At 42.8% G+C, this 21,203-nt stretch carries 17 protein-coding genes and 7 tRNA genes; 18 read left to right on the top strand and 6 right to left on the bottom strand.

What is annotated here, in order from left to right; translation table 11 throughout:
- Position 1: 1 nt before the first annotated feature.
- The 4 genes from KVT11_RS17480 (at position 2) to KVT11_RS17465 (ending at position 2,982) form a co-directional block, all read left to right on the top strand.
- A tRNA-Asn gene (locus tag KVT11_RS17480) sits at positions 2 to 76 on the top strand.
- Between the two features lies 1 nt (position 77).
- Positions 78 to 150: transfer RNA gene (locus KVT11_RS17475), tRNA-Thr, on the top strand.
- 365 nt (positions 151 to 515) lie between these two features.
- On the top strand, positions 516 to 1,955 hold the full coding sequence (locus KVT11_RS17470) for a SulP family inorganic anion transporter (protein WP_210552288.1): 1,440 nt from the start codon (positions 516 to 518) through the stop codon (positions 1,953 to 1,955).
- Positions 1,956 to 2,016: 61 nt separating this feature from the next.
- Positions 2,017 to 2,982, top strand: a complete 966-nt coding sequence (locus KVT11_RS17465) for a bile acid:sodium symporter family protein (RefSeq protein WP_246877065.1) — start codon at positions 2,017 to 2,019, stop codon at positions 2,980 to 2,982.
- Positions 2,983 to 3,020: 38 nt separating this feature from the next.
- On the opposite strand, the gene KVT11_RS17460 is transcribed toward KVT11_RS17465, so the two are convergent.
- The 6 genes from KVT11_RS17460 to murQ are packed head-to-tail and all read right to left on the bottom strand — an operon-like array spanning position 3,021 to position 10,750.
- A complete protein-coding gene (locus KVT11_RS17460; protein WP_407707998.1) occupies positions 3,021 to 4,229 on the bottom strand; it encodes an exo-beta-N-acetylmuramidase NamZ family protein in 1,209 nt (402 codons plus the stop codon).
- A gap of 50 nt (positions 4,230 to 4,279) precedes the next feature.
- On the bottom strand, positions 4,280 to 6,199 hold the full coding sequence (locus KVT11_RS17455; RefSeq protein WP_116307327.1) for a glycoside hydrolase family 3 protein: 1,920 nt from the start codon (positions 6,197 to 6,199) through the stop codon (positions 4,280 to 4,282).
- Positions 6,200 to 6,212: 13 nt separating this feature from the next.
- Complete coding sequence (gene pbp4b, locus KVT11_RS17450; protein WP_025206627.1) at positions 6,213 to 7,568, bottom strand: penicillin binding protein PBP4B; 1,356 nt, start codon at positions 7,566 to 7,568, stop codon at positions 6,213 to 6,215.
- 18 nt (positions 7,569 to 7,586) lie between these two features.
- On the bottom strand, positions 7,587 to 8,960 hold the full coding sequence (locus KVT11_RS17445; RefSeq protein ID WP_116307329.1) for a PTS transporter subunit EIIC: 1,374 nt from the start codon (positions 8,958 to 8,960) through the stop codon (positions 7,587 to 7,589).
- Complete coding sequence (locus tag KVT11_RS17440) at positions 8,957 to 9,826, bottom strand: MurR/RpiR family transcriptional regulator (RefSeq protein ID WP_007498558.1); 870 nt, start codon at positions 9,824 to 9,826, stop codon at positions 8,957 to 8,959. Before KVT11_RS17440 ends, KVT11_RS17445 begins: the two co-directional genes overlap by 4 nt.
- A 12-nt stretch (positions 9,827 to 9,838) precedes the next feature.
- The gene (gene murQ, locus KVT11_RS17435; RefSeq protein ID WP_116307330.1) at positions 9,839 to 10,750 is read right to left on the bottom strand and encodes an N-acetylmuramic acid 6-phosphate etherase; all 912 of its coding nucleotides are present in this window, start codon (positions 10,748 to 10,750) and stop codon (positions 9,839 to 9,841) included.
- 220 nt (positions 10,751 to 10,970) lie between these two features.
- Between murQ and KVT11_RS17430 the strand changes: the two genes are divergently transcribed.
- From KVT11_RS17430 to KVT11_RS17365, 14 genes are all read left to right on the top strand, one after another.
- Positions 10,971 to 11,045, top strand: a tRNA-Glu gene (locus tag KVT11_RS17430).
- Positions 11,046 to 11,051: 6 nt separating this feature from the next.
- A tRNA-Val gene (locus KVT11_RS17425) sits at positions 11,052 to 11,127 on the top strand.
- Positions 11,128 to 11,130: 3 nt separating this feature from the next.
- Positions 11,131 to 11,203: transfer RNA gene (locus KVT11_RS17420), tRNA-Thr, on the top strand.
- 28 nt (positions 11,204 to 11,231) lie between these two features.
- A tRNA-Tyr gene (locus tag KVT11_RS17415) sits at positions 11,232 to 11,316 on the top strand.
- A gap of 4 nt (positions 11,317 to 11,320) precedes the next feature.
- Positions 11,321 to 11,392, top strand: a tRNA-Gln gene (locus tag KVT11_RS17410).
- A 137-nt stretch (positions 11,393 to 11,529) separates the two neighbouring features.
- Positions 11,530 to 12,441, top strand: coding sequence for an arginase (rocF, locus tag KVT11_RS17405; protein WP_098681036.1), 912 nt, complete (start codon positions 11,530 to 11,532; stop codon positions 12,439 to 12,441).
- Positions 12,442 to 12,626: 185 nt separating this feature from the next.
- Positions 12,627 to 13,190, top strand: a complete 564-nt coding sequence (gene sigW / locus KVT11_RS17400) for an RNA polymerase sigma factor SigW (RefSeq protein ID WP_007498553.1) — start codon at positions 12,627 to 12,629, stop codon at positions 13,188 to 13,190.
- Positions 13,191 to 13,204: 14 nt separating this feature from the next.
- Positions 13,205 to 13,831 carry an anti-sigma-W factor RsiW gene (gene rsiW / locus KVT11_RS17395; protein WP_008344028.1) on the top strand — a complete coding sequence of 209 codons (627 nt, stop codon included), beginning with the start codon at positions 13,205 to 13,207 and terminating at the stop codon, positions 13,829 to 13,831.
- A 204-nt stretch (positions 13,832 to 14,035) separates the two neighbouring features.
- Positions 14,036 to 14,857: a diadenylate cyclase CdaA gene (cdaA, locus tag KVT11_RS17390; RefSeq protein ID WP_008344027.1), complete on the top strand. Its 822-nt coding sequence runs from the start codon at positions 14,036 to 14,038 to the stop codon at positions 14,855 to 14,857.
- The gene (locus KVT11_RS17385; RefSeq protein ID WP_035704327.1) at positions 14,850 to 16,256 is read left to right on the top strand and encodes a CdaR family protein; all 1,407 of its coding nucleotides are present in this window, start codon (positions 14,850 to 14,852) and stop codon (positions 16,254 to 16,256) included. Before cdaA ends, KVT11_RS17385 begins: the two co-directional genes overlap by 8 nt.
- Positions 16,257 to 16,281: 25 nt before the next feature.
- Positions 16,282 to 17,628 (top strand): phosphoglucosamine mutase, encoded by a 1,347-nt coding sequence (gene glmM / locus KVT11_RS17380; RefSeq protein ID WP_217609100.1) that lies wholly within the window; start codon positions 16,282 to 16,284, stop codon positions 17,626 to 17,628.
- Between the two features lie 579 nt (positions 17,629 to 18,207).
- Entirely contained in the window at positions 18,208 to 20,010 is a 1,803-nt protein-coding gene (gene glmS / locus KVT11_RS17375; protein WP_217609099.1) for a glutamine--fructose-6-phosphate transaminase (isomerizing), read from the top strand.
- Positions 20,011 to 20,491: 481 nt separating this feature from the next.
- On the top strand, positions 20,492 to 20,848 hold the full coding sequence (locus KVT11_RS17370) for a DUF2200 domain-containing protein (RefSeq protein ID WP_056703664.1): 357 nt from the start codon (positions 20,492 to 20,494) through the stop codon (positions 20,846 to 20,848).
- A 160-nt stretch (positions 20,849 to 21,008) separates the two neighbouring features.
- Complete coding sequence (locus KVT11_RS17365; protein WP_217609098.1) at positions 21,009 to 21,200, top strand: PLD nuclease N-terminal domain-containing protein; 192 nt, start codon at positions 21,009 to 21,011, stop codon at positions 21,198 to 21,200.
- Positions 21,201 to 21,203: the final 3 nt, after the last annotated feature.

Genomic DNA, 21,203 nt, shown 5'->3' with positions numbered 1-21,203 from the left:
TTCCGCAGTAGCTCAGTGGTAGAGCTATCGGCTGTTAACCGATCGGTCGTAGGTTCGAGTCCTACCTGCGGAGCCATGCTTCCATAGCTCAGTAGGTAGAGCACTTCCATGGTAAGGAAGAGGTCAGCGGTTCGAGCCCGCTTGGAAGCTTTCCTCTATATGATAATGGTAAATGTTAAGGTTTCTCGTTGATGAGAAGGCTTTTTTTGTTTGTTTTAAAATATATATTTAACGTTTATTGATCTTGGTTCGGCTTATTAAACTAGAAAATGAATCGAGCGATTTTGATGGAAGCTTTGCCTTAGCTTTCTACATACTCCTTCTATTTGTTCTTGATTCTTCGGCGTATTTCTTTTATCCTTACTAAAGTGATGACTTCCTCTCTTACAAAAGACTCTGTACGTTCCTCTTTTTCCCCGAAATTGAATGGTTATTGTTTTTTCCTTTCTGTATCTCCGGGTTTTATTCGCCTTCTTTTTCCTTGTGCGGTATGTATATAAAAAGGAGTAGATGGTTTGAAAGATTTATTTGTAAAGCAAGAATGGTTTGGATATGTGCGTCAGGATGTGCTGGCGGGTATTTTAGTGGCTCTGGCTTTAATTCCTGAGGCGATTGCGTTTTCGATTATTGCGGGCGTTGATCCAAAGATTGGGTTGTATGCTTCGTTTTGTATTGCCATTGTCATTTCGTTTGTTGGTGGACGGCCAGGTATGATTTCGGCTGCTACTGGTGCTATGGCTCTGGTTATGGTTAATTTGGTAGCCGATCATGGATTGCAGTACTTGTTTGCGGCTACGATTTTAACAGGACTGATTCAAATTTTGTTTGGACTTTGCCGAGTGTCTCGTCTGATGAAATTTATTCCGAGGTCTGTGATGGTTGGTTTTGTTAATGCATTGGCAATTATGATCTTCATGGCACAGCTACCGCATTTCGTTGGGGAATCCATGGCTATGTATGTCATGACAGGTGGAGCATTGTTGATCATTTATGTATTGCCGATGGTCACAAAAGTTATTCCCTCTCCACTCATTGCGATTATTGTGATGACGATGATTGCTGTATTTGGGCATATTGATGTCAGAACGGTTGGGGACATGGGAGAGCTGCCTAGCTCTTTGCCAACTTTTCTTATTCCCAATGTACCATTTAGCTGGGAAACACTTGCTATCATTTTTCCTTATTCCTTAGCACTTGCGATGGTTGGTTTACTTGAATCTTTATTAACAGCACAGATTGTAGATGATATGACGGAAACGTCTAGTCGTAAAAATAAGGAAGCGAGAGGCCAAGGAATTGCCAATGTGGTGGCAGGATTTTTTGGCGGTATGGCTGGCTGTGCGATGATTGGTCAATCTGTGATTAATACAAAGGCAGGGGGACGAGGCCGGCTTTCTACCTTTGTGGCTGGTGCATTTTTAATGGTATTGATTTTTGTGCTCGGTGATGTGGTTGTTCAAATTCCAATGGCTGCTCTTGTGGCTGTCATGATCATGGTTTCTATTGGTACCTTTGATTGGAGTTCATTCAAGCAGCTAAAAAAGAACCCAAAAACAGATTCTCTTGTGATGCTTGTCACGGTCGTGACGGTGGTGTTCACTCATGATTTATCCAAGGGTGTTTTTGCAGGGGTGCTGCTTAGTGCCGTATTCTTTGTGGCTAAAATATCAAAACTCCATATTACCTCTACAGAAAGCCAAGCTGGTACATGGGTTTATCGAATTAAGGGTCAAATTTTCTTTGCTTCCGTGACTGAATTGATTCAAGCCTTCCATCATGGAAACGACTTGAACACGGTTGTGATTGATTTGTCTGAAGCGCGTATATGGGACGAATCAGGTGTGGCCGCAATTGAACGTGTGAAGGAAAAATATCGTACAGCTGGTGTAGAGGTGGACGTAGTTGGAATGGATACGTCTAGTCAAAAACTTATGAAACAAGTGATCGGATCTTAAAAAGACTGTTCTGTTTGTTACAATAGAACAAGGAAGAAAGTGAAGGATGGAGGTGGCCGGCATGCTTGTCCGTTTGAATCAGGTGCTCGGCCGGATGATGCCGCTCATTACGCCTGTCAGCGTGCTACTTGGTGTATTATTGGCGGCGTATTTAAAAGATTTCACCTTTTTGGTGCCTTGGGTGTTTTCTGTGATGACATTTTCAGGGAGCTTGTCATCTACTTTTTCAGCTTTAAAACATACGGTGATGCATCCATTGCCTTTGATTTTATCGTTTATGATTTTGCATGTGTTGATGCCCCTTTATGCATGGTCAGCAGGGCATTTGATATTTGCGGGCGATTCTATGACGATCACCGGTTTGACGCTTGCGATGGTGATTCCGACAGGTGTGTCTAGTTTAATATGGGCGGCAATGTATAAAGGGAATGTGGGGTTAACGTTATCTATCATATTAATTGATACATTGCTTTCGCCATTGATTGTGCCAGTAAGCTTGTCACTCTTCGTTGGTACACAGGTCCATATGGACATGGTGGCGATCATGAAAGGACTATTCGGTATGGTGGTGTTGCCCTCTATTTTAGGGATGCTCGTTCGTCAGTATGCAAAGCCATCGGTGACAAAAGCAATGAGTCAGACCTTGGCTCCTTTTTCAAAATTAGGCTTGTTTATTGTCGTATCGATTAACAGTTCTGTTGTCGCCCCGTATTTGCGTGAACTGGATGCTGCGTTTTTTAGCAAAGCAGCGACTGTCTTTTTCATTGCGATGAGTGGGTATGCGTTTGCGTGGTTGATTGGAAAGGCGATGAAATGTACCCAAGGAGAAATTGTGGCGATTGTGTATACGGGCGGTATGCGGAACATTAGCGCGGGTGCTGTGCTTGCCATTAGCTTTTTCCCGCCTGCTGTTGCTGTTCCTGTTGTGATTGGCATGCTGTTTCAGCAAGTGCTTGCAGCCTTGTTTGGCTTTTTACTTCATCGTTTCGAGCTGAAAGTACCTGCTGTGACTAAGTCTTTATCATGAAAAAACCTCCATCCTTTAAGGTGGAGGCTTTTTTGCGATTAATAGATGAGGTATTTCTTCCGTTTCTTTTCGAATGTCTTTAGGTCATGGTGGTATTGTTTCATGATGTGTTTGATGGAAGTGCCTTTATTGATTTCTTCTTTGATCCAGCTATTCCCGATGAGTTTATCAAAGCTGCCTGTTTGTAGGAATTGAAAGTCATTAGGATACAAGTCATGAATTGCTTTGATGATGGATAGACCTGTTTTGACTGCTTCGAATGATTTTCGGTCTGTGACATAAAGCTGTACCCCGTGAGACAAAGTCCCGGCATGTTTTGAAAAGGTAGGGGTAAATGAGACAGGTCTAAATTGAACGCCTTTTAGTTTTAACCCATTTAAATGATCTGCTAGCTCATTGCTATTGATATATGGAGCGCCAATGAGTTCGAACGGTTTCGTCGTTCCTCTGCCTTCAGAAACGTTTGTGCCTTCGATTAATCCTGTTGCTGGGTAAACAAAGGTACTATCAACGGTTGGCATGTTAGGTGAAGGGAGGACGAACGGCAGCTTCGTGTCATCGAACGTCATGGATCGTTTCCAATGTTTCATTTTGATCACTTTTACATCAGCGTTGATATGAAACTCTTTGTTAAACATGTATGCAAGTTCTCCAGTTGTCATCCCATGTCTTAATGGGATGGGATAGAGACCTACAAAAGAGGCGTGTTCTGGCTCTAATACGGGTCCTTCTACTTTTACCCCACCTATTGGGTTTGGACGATCTAAGACAACAAATGGAATGTTGTTTTCCTTAGCTGCTTCCATTGCATACGCCATCGTGTAAATATAGGTGTAATAACGAGTACCAACGTCTTGAATATCAAATAGCAGGACATCTACATTTTTGAGCATTTCAGGAGTTGGCTTTCTTGTTTTTCCATAAAGAGAGTAAACAGGCAGGCCTGTTTTTTCGTCAGTATACGATTCGACGCCTTCTCCTGCTTGTGCATCACCGCGCACGCCATGTTCAGGCCCATACAAGGCAGTCAGTTTAATATCGGGGTGTTCAAATAGCAGATCGACACTGCTTTTCATGTTTGCATCAATGCCTGTAGGATTTGTAATAAGCCCTACTTTTTTCCCTTTAAGCCAAGAGAGGTTACTTGAGAGTAATGTTTCGATACCTGTTTTGACTGTTGCTTTTTTTCCTTTTGTATCTGTTCGTTCTGAATCTGCGGGGGAGGCGGCGGTCAATGTGCTGATCATGAGAATGCTAGCGAGTATCAAGCTTGCTGTCTTTTTCAAGAGAATCCCTCCTATTTGATCTGTTTTCCTTTTAAATTGAGTCCATAGCCAAATGGGTAAAGGGTTTGATTAGGATGAGTGACTGATGGGATAGCGACGGGTAATTTCCCTTTAGGTGAGGCCGCTCCAAAAATCACTTCTAGTCCCGCAGGAATATTCGGTTGATTGAATTGTCCGTTTGAGTACCCTTTAAAACCGTACACAGCCAGTAAGGCGTCGGCTTCTTCAAAATTTGCCGCATCATAAGGGTTTCGGAGACTCATGATGACCAATTTTTTGTTTTGTGCTGATGCTTCTTTCATGACAGCACGAGGGAAGGCCGTTGCCCATTTTTTCGGATCCTGTACACCGTCATCAATGACGCCATCATTCACAGCCGGGTCATTTTGGACAACGTAAGAGCCGGTAATGACATAGTCAGCATCTTGAATGAGTTTGGCTGTTTCTTTGGAGAAGCTCTTATCTGCAAATGCGTATGATTGGATTTGCACAGGTTTAATCTTTTTCTGTTTGATCAGAGATTCAATTGTGACGGACATTGCTTTTGTTTGATCTTCGTATGGTGCCATGAGTACGATTTTGTCATTCTTTTTAGGCTTAAAAGGCAAGGTTTTGTCGTTGTTTTTAAGGAGAGTGATTCCTTCACGTGCCATTTTTTGTTCTGCTTTTCGGTGCGACTTTTGACCAACGAGCTGTGTGGCTTTTTTGATTTTCTTCTCAAGGCTTACTGATTTATTGGCGGAAATGATGCCGCGTTTGATCTTTAATTGAAGGATTTTTTCGACAGATTGATTGATCTGAGATATCGGAATTTCTTTTGTGAGAACTGCTCTTTTTAAAGCATTGAACACATTCTCTAGGTTTTTTTCTGTCTTTAAGGACGTGACAGGTGCTGGCATGAGGGCAATGTCGACGCCTGCTTTAATAGCCATTACCACAGCTTCTTCCTGTCCGAAGTTATCTGCAATCGCTTTCATATTGAGGGCGTCTGTTACAACCACTCCTTGAAAGCCCATGTCTTCTTTTAATAAATTTGTGATGACTTTTTTTGATAAGGTTGCTGGAACCATAATGTCCTCGCCATCTTTTTTGCTTTTATACGTTGTGTCATCAATGGCTGGGAATTGAACATGAGCAGTCATGACCATATCTGCCCCTGCGTTGATTGCTTGTTGAAATGGATACAGCTCCACCTTTTTAAGACGATCTAGATCATGTTCGACAAGCGGAAGACCGTAGTGACTATCAACAGCTGTATCACCATGTCCCGGGAAATGCTTTAATGTGGAAATGGTCTTTTCCTTTTGAAGTCCTTTCATGGTTTGCAGACCAAGTCTTGTGACAAGTTCAGGGTCAGAGCTAAAGGAACGGACACCGATGACGGGGTTATTCGGGTTATTATTTACATCAAGAACAGGAGAGAAATTTGTATTGATACCTAGAGCGTTTAATTCTTTGCCGATGATTTTTCCAGTGTCATAAGCATTTTTCTTACTTCGAGAGGCACCAATCGACATATTTCCTGGGAAATGTGTTCCCTTTTGTAGTCTTGTGACGATTCCGCCTTCTTGATCAATGGAAATGAGTAAAGGAATGTTGGGTGATGCTTGTTGAAATTCATGTGTGAGTTTGACGGTTTGTTTCGTATCAACGACATTTTCTGCAAATAAGATGACACCGCCTAAATGATATTTCTCTACAAGGTGAGAAACTTCTTTATTCATTTTTGTGAAGCCTGTAGGAGCGGATTCACCTTCTGCTTGCCAATTGCGAAAGTCTGGCATGAGCATTTGGCCAATTTTTTCATCCAAGGACATGTCCTGAACCATTTGTTTGGCAGTTGGGAGAGGGGCGGAGCTCACCTTTTCCGTTGGAATGGAAGAGGTGAGCAGGGCCAAAACGAGTGCAGCGGGGAACAGAGCTTTTAACATCGAATTCCTCCTTTTACTTAAAAGATTCGTAGATTGCAGTCATGATGCTTCCATAAGTACCAGTTGGGAAAAGGTCACCTTCAAATTGATTTGGGTTGACTTCAGGTGAAACGACGGGTGAATGCTTTTTATTTGTCAGCAAGACGACGCCTAGATTGTGTTTTGGATCAATCAATGTCATCGTTCCGGTCCAGCCTGTGTGTCCATAGGCTTCTTTACTTGCGTATTTTCCAAACATCCATTCCATGTCAGTATTGCCGTTTTTCCGCCAGCCTAGCCCGTAAGTTGGGTTCGTGTCTGATGATTCCGTAAAGAGATCGATAGAAGCTTGGTCAAAGATGGTTGTTTTCCCATAGCCTCCTTTATTGAGCATCAGTTGAAGCAGTACGGCCATATCTGATGTATTAGAGAAAAGTCCAGCATGTCCGGAGACACCTGCCATTGAGTAATAGGCTTTCTCATCGTGGACTTCACCTAGCAAGGTATACCTGCGAATGTTTTCAAAATCAATGACGCCGTCGCGTGTATTGCCTAGACGCTCGGTTGCTGCAAAATGCTTTGGCTTGAATCCCTTTTTCAGCGGATTGAACATGGTATGTTTTAGACCAAGCGGTCGATAAATCGTCGACTCTACATATTGATCAAGTGGCATACCGGTTTTTTTCTCAATGATCATGCCTAACAGCATGTAATCAATATCACTATAAATATGCTGAGTGCCTGGCTTGTATTGCAGAGGCACCTTTGGTAGCCATTTCATGGTTGTTTGTCTATCTTGAGAGAAAAAAGAGCCCGCTTGCTCTTTGCTATAAAATAAAACACTGGAAGGCAGTCCGGCAGAATGGGTGAGAAGATCCTTGACTCGAAGCTGATCTTTGCCGGTTACCTTTGCATCTGGTTCATCTTGAAAGTCAGGCAGGATGGTTTGTATTTTTTCATTTACATCTAGTTTTTGTTCATATACTAGCTTTTGCAGGGCATAGTTGGTGGCATACATTTTTGTGTTGGATGCCAAATCGAACAGTGTGTTCTTTTTCATTTTCTTATAGAATTTGAGTTCTGTTGTCCCTTTATATTTTTGTCTGTAGCCATAGGCTTTTTGATGGACGATCTGACCATCCTTGATAATGATGAGTGCTGCCCCTGGAAATCCTGCGTTGATATCGTTTTGAATCATGTGATCAACCTTCCTAAGCTGCCTAGAAGAAAAACCTACTTGTTCCGGTCGTTTTGCTTTTTTTAAGACGGGATATTCTTCAGGTGCTGTTTTAGACAAAGACGATACAGGATGGGAGCTAGTTGCAAATGTTTGTACTGGTAACCCAAGGAGCATGAACAGACTTGTGATGATGAGAAAATATTTCTTCAAGAGCTAGACCTCCTATTGCTAATTTTCCTCGAATTCAACAGCCATATCATCATGAAATCCAAATAAGTATGTGAAGATAAATCCAGCGACATATGCAATAAAGAGTCCTATTAAGTAAAGTAGCATTTGATGTGTGTGAACGATAAAGGTTAATGGGAGACCTGATACCCCGATTGCTTTAGTGGCGATTTGGAAATAGGCTTGAAATGCTCCGCCGATTCCAGCGCCGAGACAAGCAGTGAGGAAGGGTCTTCCGAGCGGGAGTGTGACACCGAAAATGAGCGGTTCTCCAATTCCAAGCATTCCTGAAGGAAGTCCGCCTGCAATGGCTCTTTTCAGCTTTTTCTTTTTTGTTTTCATATAAATGGCAAAGGCAGCACCGACCTGTCCTGCGCCTCCCATAGCGAGGATTGGCAGAAGCGGGTCATCTCCAATTGAATTAATCAGTTCCATATGAATAGGTGTTAGGCCTTGGTGAAGTCCAGTGACAACAAGAGGAAGGAAGGTCGCACCAAGAACAAATCCGGCAAAAATACCGCCAATGTTTAATAGATAAGTAAGTCCAGAGGTGATGGCATCAGATATAAATCCGCCGACTGGCATGAAGATAACGTACGTGAAAATGCCTGTAATGAGTAGTGTGATGGTTGGTGTGACGATGATATCGAGTGATTGCGGGACGAAGCGTCTGATCCGGGTTTCAACAAGTGCCATAAAAATAGCTGCAAGAAGAACACCGATAAGTCCGCCTCTGCCTGGTAGAATATTAGTGCCAAATAACATAATATCAGCGGCAGCTGGGTTAATGATGAGAATACCTGCTAATGCGCCTAATGCAGGAGAGCCACCAAATTCTTTTGCGGCGTTTGTTCCGACTAATATACCGAGATAAGCAAACAAGCCTGAGCCTATAACGGTTAGGATAATCGCAGCTTGAGATTTTTCATCGAGCCAGCCTGCTTGCACGATCGCTTTTGTAATACCCGTAATAAGACCCGATGCAACGAGTGCTGGAATAATGGGAATGAAAATGCTGGCGATCCGCCGTAAGAACAGCTTGAATGGTGTGCGGTTCTTTTGTGAAATGGCTTGTTTGTTTTTCTGTGCTTCGTTGTTTAAGTCATATGAACCTGAGGCATTGAGCAGCTGTTCAAACGCACTTGATACTTGGTTGACAACACCTGTGCCTAAAATGATTTGCAGTGTTTCCGCTTCGACGACGCCAATGACGCCATCGAGTTCTTTGATCGCGGTGGTTTGCACTTTTTCACGATCAATGGGTGTAATTCGGAGACGTGTCATACAATGTGTGTGGGAAGAGATGTTTTCAGAACCACCACAGAGTGAAAGGATTTCTTTCGCCAACTGCTGATATTTTTTTTGATGACTCATGTTGAATCCCCCTTTGTTTTTCGTTTCATGGAGCGGATGGCATGCCTTGTTTTGTCAATATATTGTGCTGTCTGTTCATATTGACGGGAGGCTAAACTGAGGAACAAGACATCGATTAAATAGAGCTGTGCCATTCTAGAGGAAGTGGCAGCACTGCGAAAAGGTGCTTCATTGGAACCGGACGTTGATAGATGGACATCACACAATGCAGAAACGCTTGTATGCCCTGGATGCGTTAAAGCAATGGTTTTTACTTCATTTTCTTTGGCGAGCTGAAGGGCTTGGATGATGTCTAACGTTTCTCCAGAAAAGGATATACCGAACACAATGTCATTCTTTCCAGCATTTGCGATGACCGTAGATGCGATGTGCATGTCAGTGAAGGCGGTGGCTGCATAATTGATCCTGAGAAATTTCTGCTGGGCATCAGCTGCGACGATGCCAGATGCACCCACACCGATAAAATGGATTTGGTTTGCATTCAGCAGCAGTTGCACAGCTTTTTCTAAAGCTTCTACATTTAAAATAGAGGCTGTATCTTTGATCGATTGAATGGTGTTTCCTGCTGTCTTTTGAATAATGGATTGAAGTGGTTCATCTTGTTCGATATCCCGGTAGCCTTGTTTATCAGTGTGCATTAAGTCTCCAGCGATCCGCATTTTCAAATCGTGATAGCCATCCAGCCCGAGAGACTTACAGAGGCGGATGACGGCAGAGCTGCTTGCACCGGCAGCCTGACTGATTTCATGCACTGTGCTTTTAATGACTTTGTCAGGATGGGCAAGGATATAGTCTGCAATGATTTTTTCAGATTGGGGAAGCTTTGATTTCATTGTGTGTAGTAGGGTGAGTCCGCCTGCTGACATGAGTTTCCTCCTTTAAGGTTGATGACGTAAGATGGCTTTGTCGATGTGACCATCTGCTTTGTTGAGCAGGTCTTTGGCTGTCTTTTTATCTGTTTTGGTTTGGAGCATGACGATGGCTGTTTTAACTTCTAAATCGGCTGCTTCAAGGGCTTTTACGGCTTGTTCGTAGGAAGCATTGGTCACATGCTGAATGATGGTGATGGCGCGTTCTTTTAGTTTATGATTACTTACTTTTACATCCACCATCAGGTTTTCATATACTTTGCCTTGTCTGATCATGACAGAGGTGGAAAGCATATTTAAAATCATTTTATGAGCGGATGCGGCTTTCATTCGTGTTGACCCAGTGATGGCTTCTGGTCCTACGACGACTTCAATGGCGCAGTCTGCTAGTTCGCTAATCTCTGCTTGTTCATTGCAGCTGAGGGCTACTGTTTTTGCTCCAATGGTTTTAGCATAGTTTAAAGCGCCAATGATATAGGGTGTTCTACCGCTCGCCGCGATGCCGACAACTGTATCTTTTGATGTCAGGTGAATGTGTTCTAAATCTTTTTGACCAGCTTCTTCACTGTCTTCCACATCTTCTGCTGCATGTGAAAAGGCAGAGTCACCACCGGCCATGATGCCTACGATGACATCAGGTGAAATGCTATAGGTAGGTGGACATTCGACCGCATCCATTACCCCAATTCTGCCACTTGTTCCAGCGCCTAGATAGATGAGTCTGCCCCCATGCGAGATGGATTCAAAGGCAAAGTCACTTGCTGTCTTTACGTCTGGAAGGACACGGTTGACGGCTTGAGCGACCTTCATATCTTCCTCATTTATCATTTGGAGCATTTCTAGCGGGCTTGCTTGTGAAATTCCCATGGTGTTAGGGTTTCTTGATTCTGTTGTCAAAGAACGCAGTTGAGATGGCTGCATGTGACATACCTCCTTATTTCTTCATTTTCAGTATATTGAGTATGACATGAAATTTCAATATTATATTTAAATACTGAAATTATATTTCAGTCAAAATGTTGTGCTGATGAGGGTTGAATAGTTAGAAAATAAAAAAAATAAAAATCCCCTTTACAAAAGGGGGACAACCTGTATATAATAACTTTTGTCAGCTTCACGGAAACAGTAAACTTGACAAACTGGCCCGTTGGTCAAGCGGTTAAGACACCGCCCTTTCACGGCGGTAACACGGGTTCGAATCCCGTACGGGTCACCATGATGTGGAGGATTAGCTCAGCTGGGAGAGCATCTGCCTTACAAGCAGAGGGTCGGCGGTTCGAGCCCGTCATCCTCCACCATATGCCGGTGTAGCTCAACTGGTAGAGCAACTGACTTGTAATCAGTAGGTTGGGGGTTCAAGTCCTCTTGCCGGCACTGTTTTTCTTTTATCAATTCCATATGTGGAGGGGTAGCGAAGTGGCTAAACGCGGCGGACTGTAAATCCGCTCCCTCCGGGTTCGGCGGTTCGAATCCGCCCCCCTCCACCATTTTTGGGCTATAGCCAAGCGGTAAGGCAACGGACTTTGACTCCGTCATGCGTTGGTTCGAATCCAGCTAGCCCAGTTAAGACACCTTTTTTAAAAAGGTGTCTTTTTTTTATTTTGACGATTGGAATGTATAACTATTCAAAATATTGTTGAGTTGAGTCAGAAGGCACCGAGAAAGTAAAATATAAGCATGAACGGAAAGGGGATGTACATATGGGAGATCAAAAGAAGGTCACGATTGTTGGGGTGCCGATGGATCTCGGTCAAATGAGAAGGGGCGTCGATATGGGGCCGAGTGCCATTCGCTGTGCTGGTGTAAAAGAAAAATTGGAATCGCTTTCATTTGATGTCGAGGATCTAGGGGATATTCCCGTTGAGCAAAGAGATGATGAGAAAGGTCTCTATACAAGTGAAAAACTGAAAAACTTAACGGAGAATGCTGGCGCGAACCAGCTTCTTGCTGAAAAGGTTAGCAGTATTGTGCAGTCAGGTTCGTTTCCGCTGATTTTAGGCGGGGATCATAGCATTGCAATTGGTACACTAGCCGGTGTAGCCAAGCATTATAAAAGTTTGGGTGTCATTTGGTATGATGCGCATGGTGATTTAAATACAGAGGAAACCTCTCCTTCTGGAAATATTCATGGGATGCCACTTGCTGTCAGTCTCGGCTTTGGGCATGATGATCTAATCAATATCGGCGGTTATACACCTAAAGTAAAGCCTGAGAATGTGATCTTGATCGGTGCTCGTTCTTTAGATGAAGGAGAGCGGGCATTGATTAAAGAAAAAGGCATTAAAGTGTATACGATGCATGAAATAGATCGATTAGGGATGACGAGAGTAATGGAGGAAGCCATCGCGTATTTAAAAGAAAGAACAGATGGTGTTCATTTGTCGCTTGATTTAGACGGCCTTGATCCAGCGGAGTGCCCTGGCGTGGGAACGCCGGTTGCTGGCGGCATCAGTTATAGAGAGAGTCATCTTGCAATGGAGCTTTTAGAGGAAGCAGGGATTTTGACATCTGCTGAGTTTGTTGAGGTGAATCCGGTATTAGATGAGAAAAATAAAACAGCAGAAGCGGCAGTTGCATTAATTGGTTCTTTAATGGGTGAAAAGCTATTATAGAGCGGGACTTGTTCCCGTTCTTTTTTTAATTTTGGGGAAATTTAAGGATATGTTAAGGTTTTTACCGGCTGATAAGCGTAACATGCTGTCAAAAATTTGTTACACTATTTTTTAGAGGAGAATGAAACCTTTTGGAACGAGGTTCGTATACATAAAGACCGGTGAAGGCAGAGGTTGAATATACTATGGAAACAATGATTAAAAAGAGAATTAAGCAAGTGAAAAAAGGCGACCAGAACGCATTTGCAGACATCGTAGACCTGTATAAAGACAAAATTTATCAGCTGTGCTATCGTATGCTTGGGAATGCACATGAAGCAGAAGATATTGCGCAGGAGGCGTTTATTCGTGCCTATGTGAATATTGAGAGCTTTGATGTGAATCGTAAGTTTTCCACGTGGCTGTACCGCATTGCAACCAACCTGACCATCGACCGTATTCGTAAAAAAAAGCCGGATTATTATTTAGATGCAGAGGTGGCAGGGACAGAAGGACTGAATATGTATTCTCAAATTGCGGCTGACGGCATTTTGCCAGAGGACGAGGTGGTGTCGCTTGAATTATCGAGCACCATTCAGCAAAAAATTTTAAGATTACCCGATAAATATCGCTCGGTCATCGTATTAAAGTATATTGATGAACTCTCGTTAAAAGAAATTAGTGAGATTCTGAATATACCAGTTGGTACGGTGAAAACGAGAATACACAGGGGTAGAGAGGCTCTCCGGAAACAGTTGAGAGACCTTTGAGTGAGGTGATTTTGATGAGCTGTCAGGAAAAAATCGTCCTGCTTATGCATCAGTATTTAGACGGGGACATAGAGCCCGAAGATGAAAAAGAATTAAAGAGCCATCTGCAATCGTGTGAGGAATGCCGTACTCATTTTCAACAAATTGAGAAATCCATCGCGCTCGTGCAGAGTACATCTCATATAGAAGCACCATCTGATTTCACTGCAAAGGTGATGGCAGGTCTTCCAAAGGAGAAAAAGCGTGTGTCGATTCAAAGATGGATCAAAGCTCATCCGCTAATGGTCGCCGCTGCCCTCTTTGTCATATTGATGGGAGGCAGTCTGTTTACAAGCTGGAATACGGATCATAATTTCAGTGTGTCAAAGCAGCCGAATCTCGTGGTTGAAAATGATACAGTGACGGTACCTAAAGGGGAAACCGTCAAAGGTGATGTCACTGTGAAAAATGGCAAGCTGATTGTAGAAGGCAAGGTTGATGGAAACGTAACAGTCGTCAATGGAGAACAGCTGACTGCTTCTGCCGGACAAGTCACTGGTCAAATCAATGAAATTAATGAAGTGTTTGATTGGGTTTGGTACAAAATGAAATCTACAGCACAAGATGTGATGCGGGTCATTGGTCCAGAGGAGCAAAAGTAAATCAAACAGTTTGAGAGCAGTCTCTAAGGGGACTGCTCTTTTTCTATTGATGGACAGACTTGAATGCCAGCCAGATATGGCAACTATTTTCCTTGCTGAAACAAAATGTGGTATAATAGCCACGCTATGTACTTACACATAGGCTCTTTTTTTATAAAAAATGAATCGAACGAAGAATAACTGAAAATTCTGGAGGACGAGGAAATGGCTTTAGGGGATATTCCTTTTTTGCAGTACCTCGGTAATGCTGTTGATATTCTCGTTGTTTGGTATGTGATATATAAATTAATGATGGTCATCCGCGGAACAAAAGCGGTTCAGCTTTTAAAGGGAATTGTCGTCATTGTTCTCGTCAGGATGGGGAGTGCGTATCTCGGTCTTAACACACTTCAATGGCTGATGGATCAAGCGATTACGTGGGGGTTCCTTGCGATCATTATTATTTTTCAGCCAGAGCTAAGGAGAGCGCTTGAACAGCTTGGGCGCGGCCGTTTCTTCTCTAGAAGCGGAACACCTGTAGAGGAACAGCAGCAGAAAACGATCGAGGCAATTACAAAAGCAATTAACTATATGGCAAAACGAAGAATAGGCGCGCTGTTAACGATTGAGCGCGATACTGGGATGAATGATTACATAGAGACCGGAATTCCTTTAAATGCAAAGGTCAGTTCTGAGCTGCTGATTAATATCTTCATTCCGAATACACCGCTTCATGACGGCGCTGTGATTATGAAGCGTGATGAGATTGCAGCTGCAGCGTGTTATTTACCGTTGTCTGAAAGTCCTTTTATCTCTAAGGAGCTCGGTACACGTCACCGCGCGGCAGTTGGTATTAGTGAAGTAACGGACAGTTTAACCGTTATTGTCTCCGAGGAGACAGGCGGCATTAGTGTCGCAAGAAATGGTGATCTCCATCGAGAATTGACAGAAGAAGCGCTTGAAGAAATGCTGATTGCTGAGTTTAGTAAGAACAGCAAAGATGCTTCCTCGACCAAATGGTATTGGAGGGGCAAGAAAAATGGATAAGATTTTGAATAATCGCTGGGCCGTTAAGTTTCTTGCATTGGTCTTCGCTTTATTGCTGTATGGTGCAGTCAATTCAGCGCAAGCGCCCACGCCGAAAAAAATCGGTGAATCCTTTTTCCCAACATCGACAACAGACGAAGCAACCTTAACGGACATTCCTGTTAAAGCATATTATGACGACGAAAAGTATGTAGTCACTGGTGTGCCGCAGACAGTCAATGTCACGATTAAAGGATCAACTAGTGCTGTGAAAACAGCAAGACAAACGAAAAATTTTGAAATTTACGCAGATATGCAAAACCTGACGACAGGTACACATAAAGTCGAATTGAAGGCAAGAGATGTATCGAAAGGAATCACGTTAACGATTAATCCGTCTGTGACGACTGTGACGATACAAGAAAAAACGACAGCTGAATTCCCTGTTGAAACGGAATTTTATAATCAAAATAAAATCAAAGACGGCTATTCACCAGAGCAGCCTATTGTGAATCCGAAAAATGTCACGGTTACTGGCTCAAAAGACGTGATCGACAAAATTTCTGTCATTAAAGCATTTGTGAACTTAGAGGATGTCGATCAGCAAATTGAGAAAGAAGCGAAGCTCACTGTGTATGATAGCAGTGGGAATGAGCTACCAGTCGAAGTGAGTCCGTCTGTGGTAGATATTACGGTCCCGATTACGAGTCCAAGCAAGAAGGTCCCATTTAAGATTGAGCGGACGGGCAGCTTGCCAGATGGGATCAGTATCTCAAGCATCGAGACAAGCCCAAGTGAGGTGACAGTCTACGGTTCTCAAAAGGTGCTGGATGCACTTGATTTTATTGACGGCGTTAAGCTGGACCTAAGCAAGATTAAAGATGATACAGAGATTGATGCCGACATTCCACTGCCAGATGGCGTGAAAAAGGTATCGCCTGAAACTGTTAAAATCAAAGTGAAGGTTGCAACAGCTGAAGAAAAAAAGATCGATAATGTCCCAATTTCTGTCGTGGGTCTGAGCAAGGATCTTAGCTCTGCTTTTGTGAGTCCGTCTTCTGGGCGTCTCACACTAACAGCAAAAGGTTCAAAGAGTGCAATTGATAAACTAAAGGCTTCAGATATTGAAGCCTATATCAATGTGGGGGACTTAAACGAAGGAACACATGAGGTCAAAGTACAAGTGAATGGCCCTCAAAATGTGACATGGACATTATCTAGATCGAAGGTCAAAGTGAAACTGACTTCTACTGATACAGAAGATCAGCCGGCTTCTACGAATGATCGGAAAGATCAATCATCCGATGATGATCAGGAAGAGAAGAGTCAAAAGGAATCAACACAAGATAAAGCAAAAAAAGAATCAAGTCAAAGACAGCGGGTCAAAGAAGATAACAAAGAGGACGCAGCGTCCTCTTGAATGGTAAAAAAGGAGCGATTGAAACATGGGCAAGTACTTTGGAACTGATGGTGTAAGGGGTGTGGCTAATAGCGAATTAACGCCAGAGCTCGCATTTAAAATTGGGAGATTTGGCGGCTATGTGCTCACGAAGGATAAAGAACGTCCAAAGGTACTCGTTGGACGAGACACGCGTGTATCTGGTCATATGTTAGAAGGAGCACTCGTAGCAGGCTTACTTTCAATTGGGGCTGAAGTCATGCGTTTAGGTGTGATCTCAACACCTGGTGTGTCTTATTTAACGAAGGCAATGGATGCAGAAGCAGGTGTCATGATTTCAGCTTCGCATAACCCAGTTCAAGACAACGGAATTAAATTTTTCGGTGGTGATGGTTTTAAACTGTCAGATGAACAGGAAAATGAAATTGAGCAGCTAATGGATCAGCCAGTTGATGAATTGCCACGTCCAGTGGGAGCCGATCTTGGAACCGTGAATGACTACTTTGAAGGCGGTCAGAAGTACTTGCAATTCTTGAAGCAGACAGCGGACGAGGATTTCACAGGCATTCACGTAGCGCTTGATTGTGCACATGGTGCAACATCTTCTCTTGCAACACATTTATTTGCAGATTTAGATGCAGATGTGTCAACAATGGGAACATCACCAAACGGATTGAATATCAACGATGGCGTAGGTTCTACTCATCCAGAGGCACTTTCTGCTTTTGTGAAAGAAAAAGGAGCCGATATTGGTCTTGCGTTTGATGGTGACGGCGACCGCTTAATTGCAGTCGATGAAAAAGGTGATATTGTAGACGGCGATCAAATTATGTACATATGCGCACGTTATCTAAAGGGTGAAGGCCGATTAAAGGATGACACGGTCGTGTCAACGGTCATGAGTAACCTTGGTTTCTATAAAGCGCTTGAGAAGCAAGGCATTAAGAGCATTCAAACCGCTGTTGGTGACCGCTATGTGGTCGAAGCGATGAAAAAGGATGGCTATAATGTCGGAGGCGAGCAGTCAGGCCACTTGATTTTCCTTGATTATAATACGACAGGTGACGGCATGCTTTCAGCGATCATGCTGGTGAATACACTAAAAGCAACAGGAAAAACATTGTCAGAGCTTGCAGCTGAAATGGAGAAATTTCCGCAGCTTCTAGTGAATGTGAAGGTATCCGATAAATATAAAGTGGAAGAAAATGAAAAAGTAAAAGCTGTGATCCAAGAGGTTGAAAAAGAGATGAACGGTGACGGACGTATCCTTGTTCGTCCATCTGGAACAGAGCCGCTTGTACGTGTCATGGCAGAGGCGAAAACAAAAGAGCTGTGTGATGAATACGTGGCTCGCATTACGGCTGTTGTCAAAGAAGAAATGAGTATTGAGTAATTGATCAAAGCAAATCGCTAAGCAGCGGTTTGCTTTTTTTTCGAATAAACGTCATAAGAGGAAAGTTCTATACGAATCATATAAGCGAGGGCAATTTGCTGCTTGCTTTCATACATAAGAGAGCACATCAAAGGTAGAACGTGACAAGCCTCATCGCATATAGTGTAGGGAGGTCTTACTTTCTAACATGATGGGGATCACCCGCTAAATTGTGATTGACGGAGGTCAGACCTTATAGTACAATCATCCTTGTGTTACTGGATTTTTATTCTAGCAGGAAAGGCAGGGTAGATGTTCAGCCACTCTTATAATTATAGCGCCCGAACTAAGCGATCGAACGAGACAGATGCTTAGTTGACGAGGATGGAGGTTATCGAATTTTTCGGCGGATGCCTCCCGGCTGATCAAATATAGAGATCACAGCCGTAAGTGTTTCTTTAAAGCAAAGAGGTGACTCTTTGTACAAAGGGAATACACATGATCTCCCAAATTAAACATGTAGAGAGGGACGAAGAAATGTCCCTTCTATTTTAGTAGGCTTTCTTTGTCCCTTTCACATGATCGGGAGGAAGAATATTTATGTGTGGAATCGTAGGTTATATTGGTCAGAATGATGCGAAGGAAATCTTATTAAAAGGTTTAGAGAAGCTTGAGTACCGTGGGTATGACTCAGCAGGTATCGCTGTGGCAAACGAAGAAGGCGTGCATGTGTTCAAAGAAAAAGGACGTATCGCTGAGCTTCGTGAAGTCGTTGATGCAAACGTGGCATCTTCAGCAGGAATTGGACATACACGCTGGGCAACTCACGGTGTACCAAGCCATCTAAATGCGCATCCGCATCAAAGTGCTTCTGGCCGTTTTACGCTTGTTCATAACGGTGTCATCGAAAACTATGTACAATTGACACGCGAATATTTACAAGACGTCACACTAAAAAGCGACACAGATACAGAGGTTGTTGTTCAAGTCATCGAACAATTTGTGAATAGAGGTCTTGATACAGAGGAAGCTTTCCGTCAAACGCTTCTTCAACTAAAAGGCTCTTACGCAATTGCCCTTTTCGATAACGAAAACAAAGAAACAATCTATGTGGCGAAAAACAAAAGCCCATTATTGGTTGGTTTCGGCGAAGATTTCAACGTTGTGGCTTCTGACGCAATGGCGATGCTTCAAGTAACAAACGAATATGCGGAATTAATGGATAAAGAAATGGTCATTGTTACTAAAGACGAGGTTATTATTAAAAACCTTGACGGCGATATTATGACACGTCCTTCTTATATCGCTGAGCTAGATGCAAGCGACATTGAGAAAGGCACATATCCTCACTACATGTTAAAAGAAACGGATGAACAGCCGCTAGTGATGCGCAAAATCATCCAAGAATATCAAGACGAAAACGGCAAGTTATCAGTCGCTGGCGATATCGCAAGCGCAGTAGCAGAAGCAGACCGCATCTATATTGTGGCTTGCGGAACGAGCTACCATGCTGGACTTGTTGGTAAACAATACATTGAAGACTGGGCGAAAGTACCTGTAGAAGTCCATGTAGCAAGTGAATTTTCTTACAACATGCCGCTTCTATCGAAAAAACCGTTGTTCATCTTCCTTTCTCAATCTGGGGAGACTGCGGACAGCCGTGCTGTACTTGTTCAAGTCAAAGAACTTGGTCATAAAGCATTAACGATCACAAACGTACCAGGATCTACGCTTTCTCGTGAAGCAGACTTCACATTGCTTCTTCATGCAGGACCAGAAATCGCAGTGGCTTCAACAAAAGCCTACACAGCACAAATCGCTGTTCTTGCGATCCTTGCATCTGTTGCAGCTGAATTAAATAGTCAATCTCTTGACTTTGATCTTGTGAAAGAGCTTGGGATTGTGGCAAACGCAATGGAAGCCCTTGTCGATCAAAAGGATGAAATGGAACAAATCGCTCGTGACTTCTTCACAGTGACACGTAACGCATTCTTTATCGGAAGAGGACTTGACTACTATGTGTGCCTTGAAGGTTCACTCAAACTAAAAGAGATCTCTTACATCCAAGCAGAAGGATTTGCTGGCGGAGAACTCAAACACGGCACCATTGCTTTAATTGAAGAAGGCACACCGGTCATTGCCCTTGCCACGCAAGAGCACGTGAACCTCAGCATTCGCGGTAACGTCAAAGAAGTTGTTGCACGCGGCGCAAACCCATGTGTCATCTCACTAAAAGGCCTAGAAGACGAAGGCGACCGTTTCGTCCTTCCAGCTGTACACCCAGCACTTGCACCACTTGCATCTGTTGTCCCATTACAGCTAATCGCTTACTACGCAGCCCTTCACCGCGGGTGTGATGTGGATAAACCACGTAACCTTGCGAAGAGTGTGACGGTGGAGTAGGGATTAAATAAAATCGGATTTTTGATACCCCTTTAGATATAATTGTCTAAAGGGGTATTTTTGTGTCAATAGAACTAGCAGTTGAAAGATTTAAGCTGAACTTTGATTGATAGATACTATTTCCATGTTGCTATTATGATAAATATTTTTAGGGGGAAATATTATTTTTATTCGATACGTAAAAAAAGAAAAATGGGGAATTGTTTTTTTCTTCATTGGTTATATCGCATTGTTTATCATTTCTTATTGTTTAATTGGTGGTCCTGTTTCAAGTGAAGGACCAATAGGTGTATTCCTTGGATTTTGTATTGTTCAATTTCTTAAATATAGAGCTTTCAAAAAAGATGAAAGAAATAATAAAGGCATATATCATCGTTTATAAGTTATATTTTTAACACATTATACTAAGTGCATAATGAGAGAGCGTCCCCTTGAGAAAGCGTGACAGTTTAAATATTTAACGAAGAAAGAGAGCAGATACATGACCAAACCTAAAATTTACACAATGAGCTTTGCAAAAGTCTATCCTCTCTACATCGCAAAGGCAGAGAGAAAGGGAAAAACGAAAGCTGAAGTCGATACGATTATTTGTTGGTTAACAGGCTACAGTCCAGAAGAGCTTGAGGAACAGTTGGACAAGCAGATAGACATTGAAACTTTTTTTGCCGAGGCTCCTGAACTTCATCCTTCCCGCAGTTTAATCAAAGGAGTCATCTGTGGAGTACGGGTAGAGGACATTGAGGAAGAAACCATGAAAAATATTCGGTATCTAGATAAACTGATTGATGAGTTAGCGAAGGGAAAGAAAATGGAAAAGATTTTGCGAGCTTCGTCATGAACATCACAAGCGAGCCCAGTGAATAAACTTCACTGGGCTTTTTTATATTTATAGACCATTCGACCAATAAAAATAAAATCCATTTGAACGAATTCTCTCTTCATGTCGTCAAAAAAAGTAATACCAAAACAAATTGGCGTTTGAAAAGGGAGTGGCGTGTATGGACATGAAGATGATTTTACCTCTTATTTTACTACAAGCAATTTTAATGGTGATTGGTTTGTTTGATTTGTTGAAAAGAGATCCGTCGAGAATCAGGGGAGAGGTGAAGTGGGTTTGGGCTTTGGTGATTGTGTTTGTGGCGAGTGCTGGTCCTATTACGTATTTCATTTTTGGTCGTAAACAATCTTAGTAG

The sequence above is a fragment of the Bacillus sp. GbtcB10 genome (genome assembly GCF_019091365.1).
Classification (GTDB): Bacteria; Bacillota; Bacilli; order Bacillales; family Bacillaceae; genus Bacillus; species Bacillus altitudinis.
This window is presented reverse-complemented; position numbering and strand designations above follow the sequence as displayed.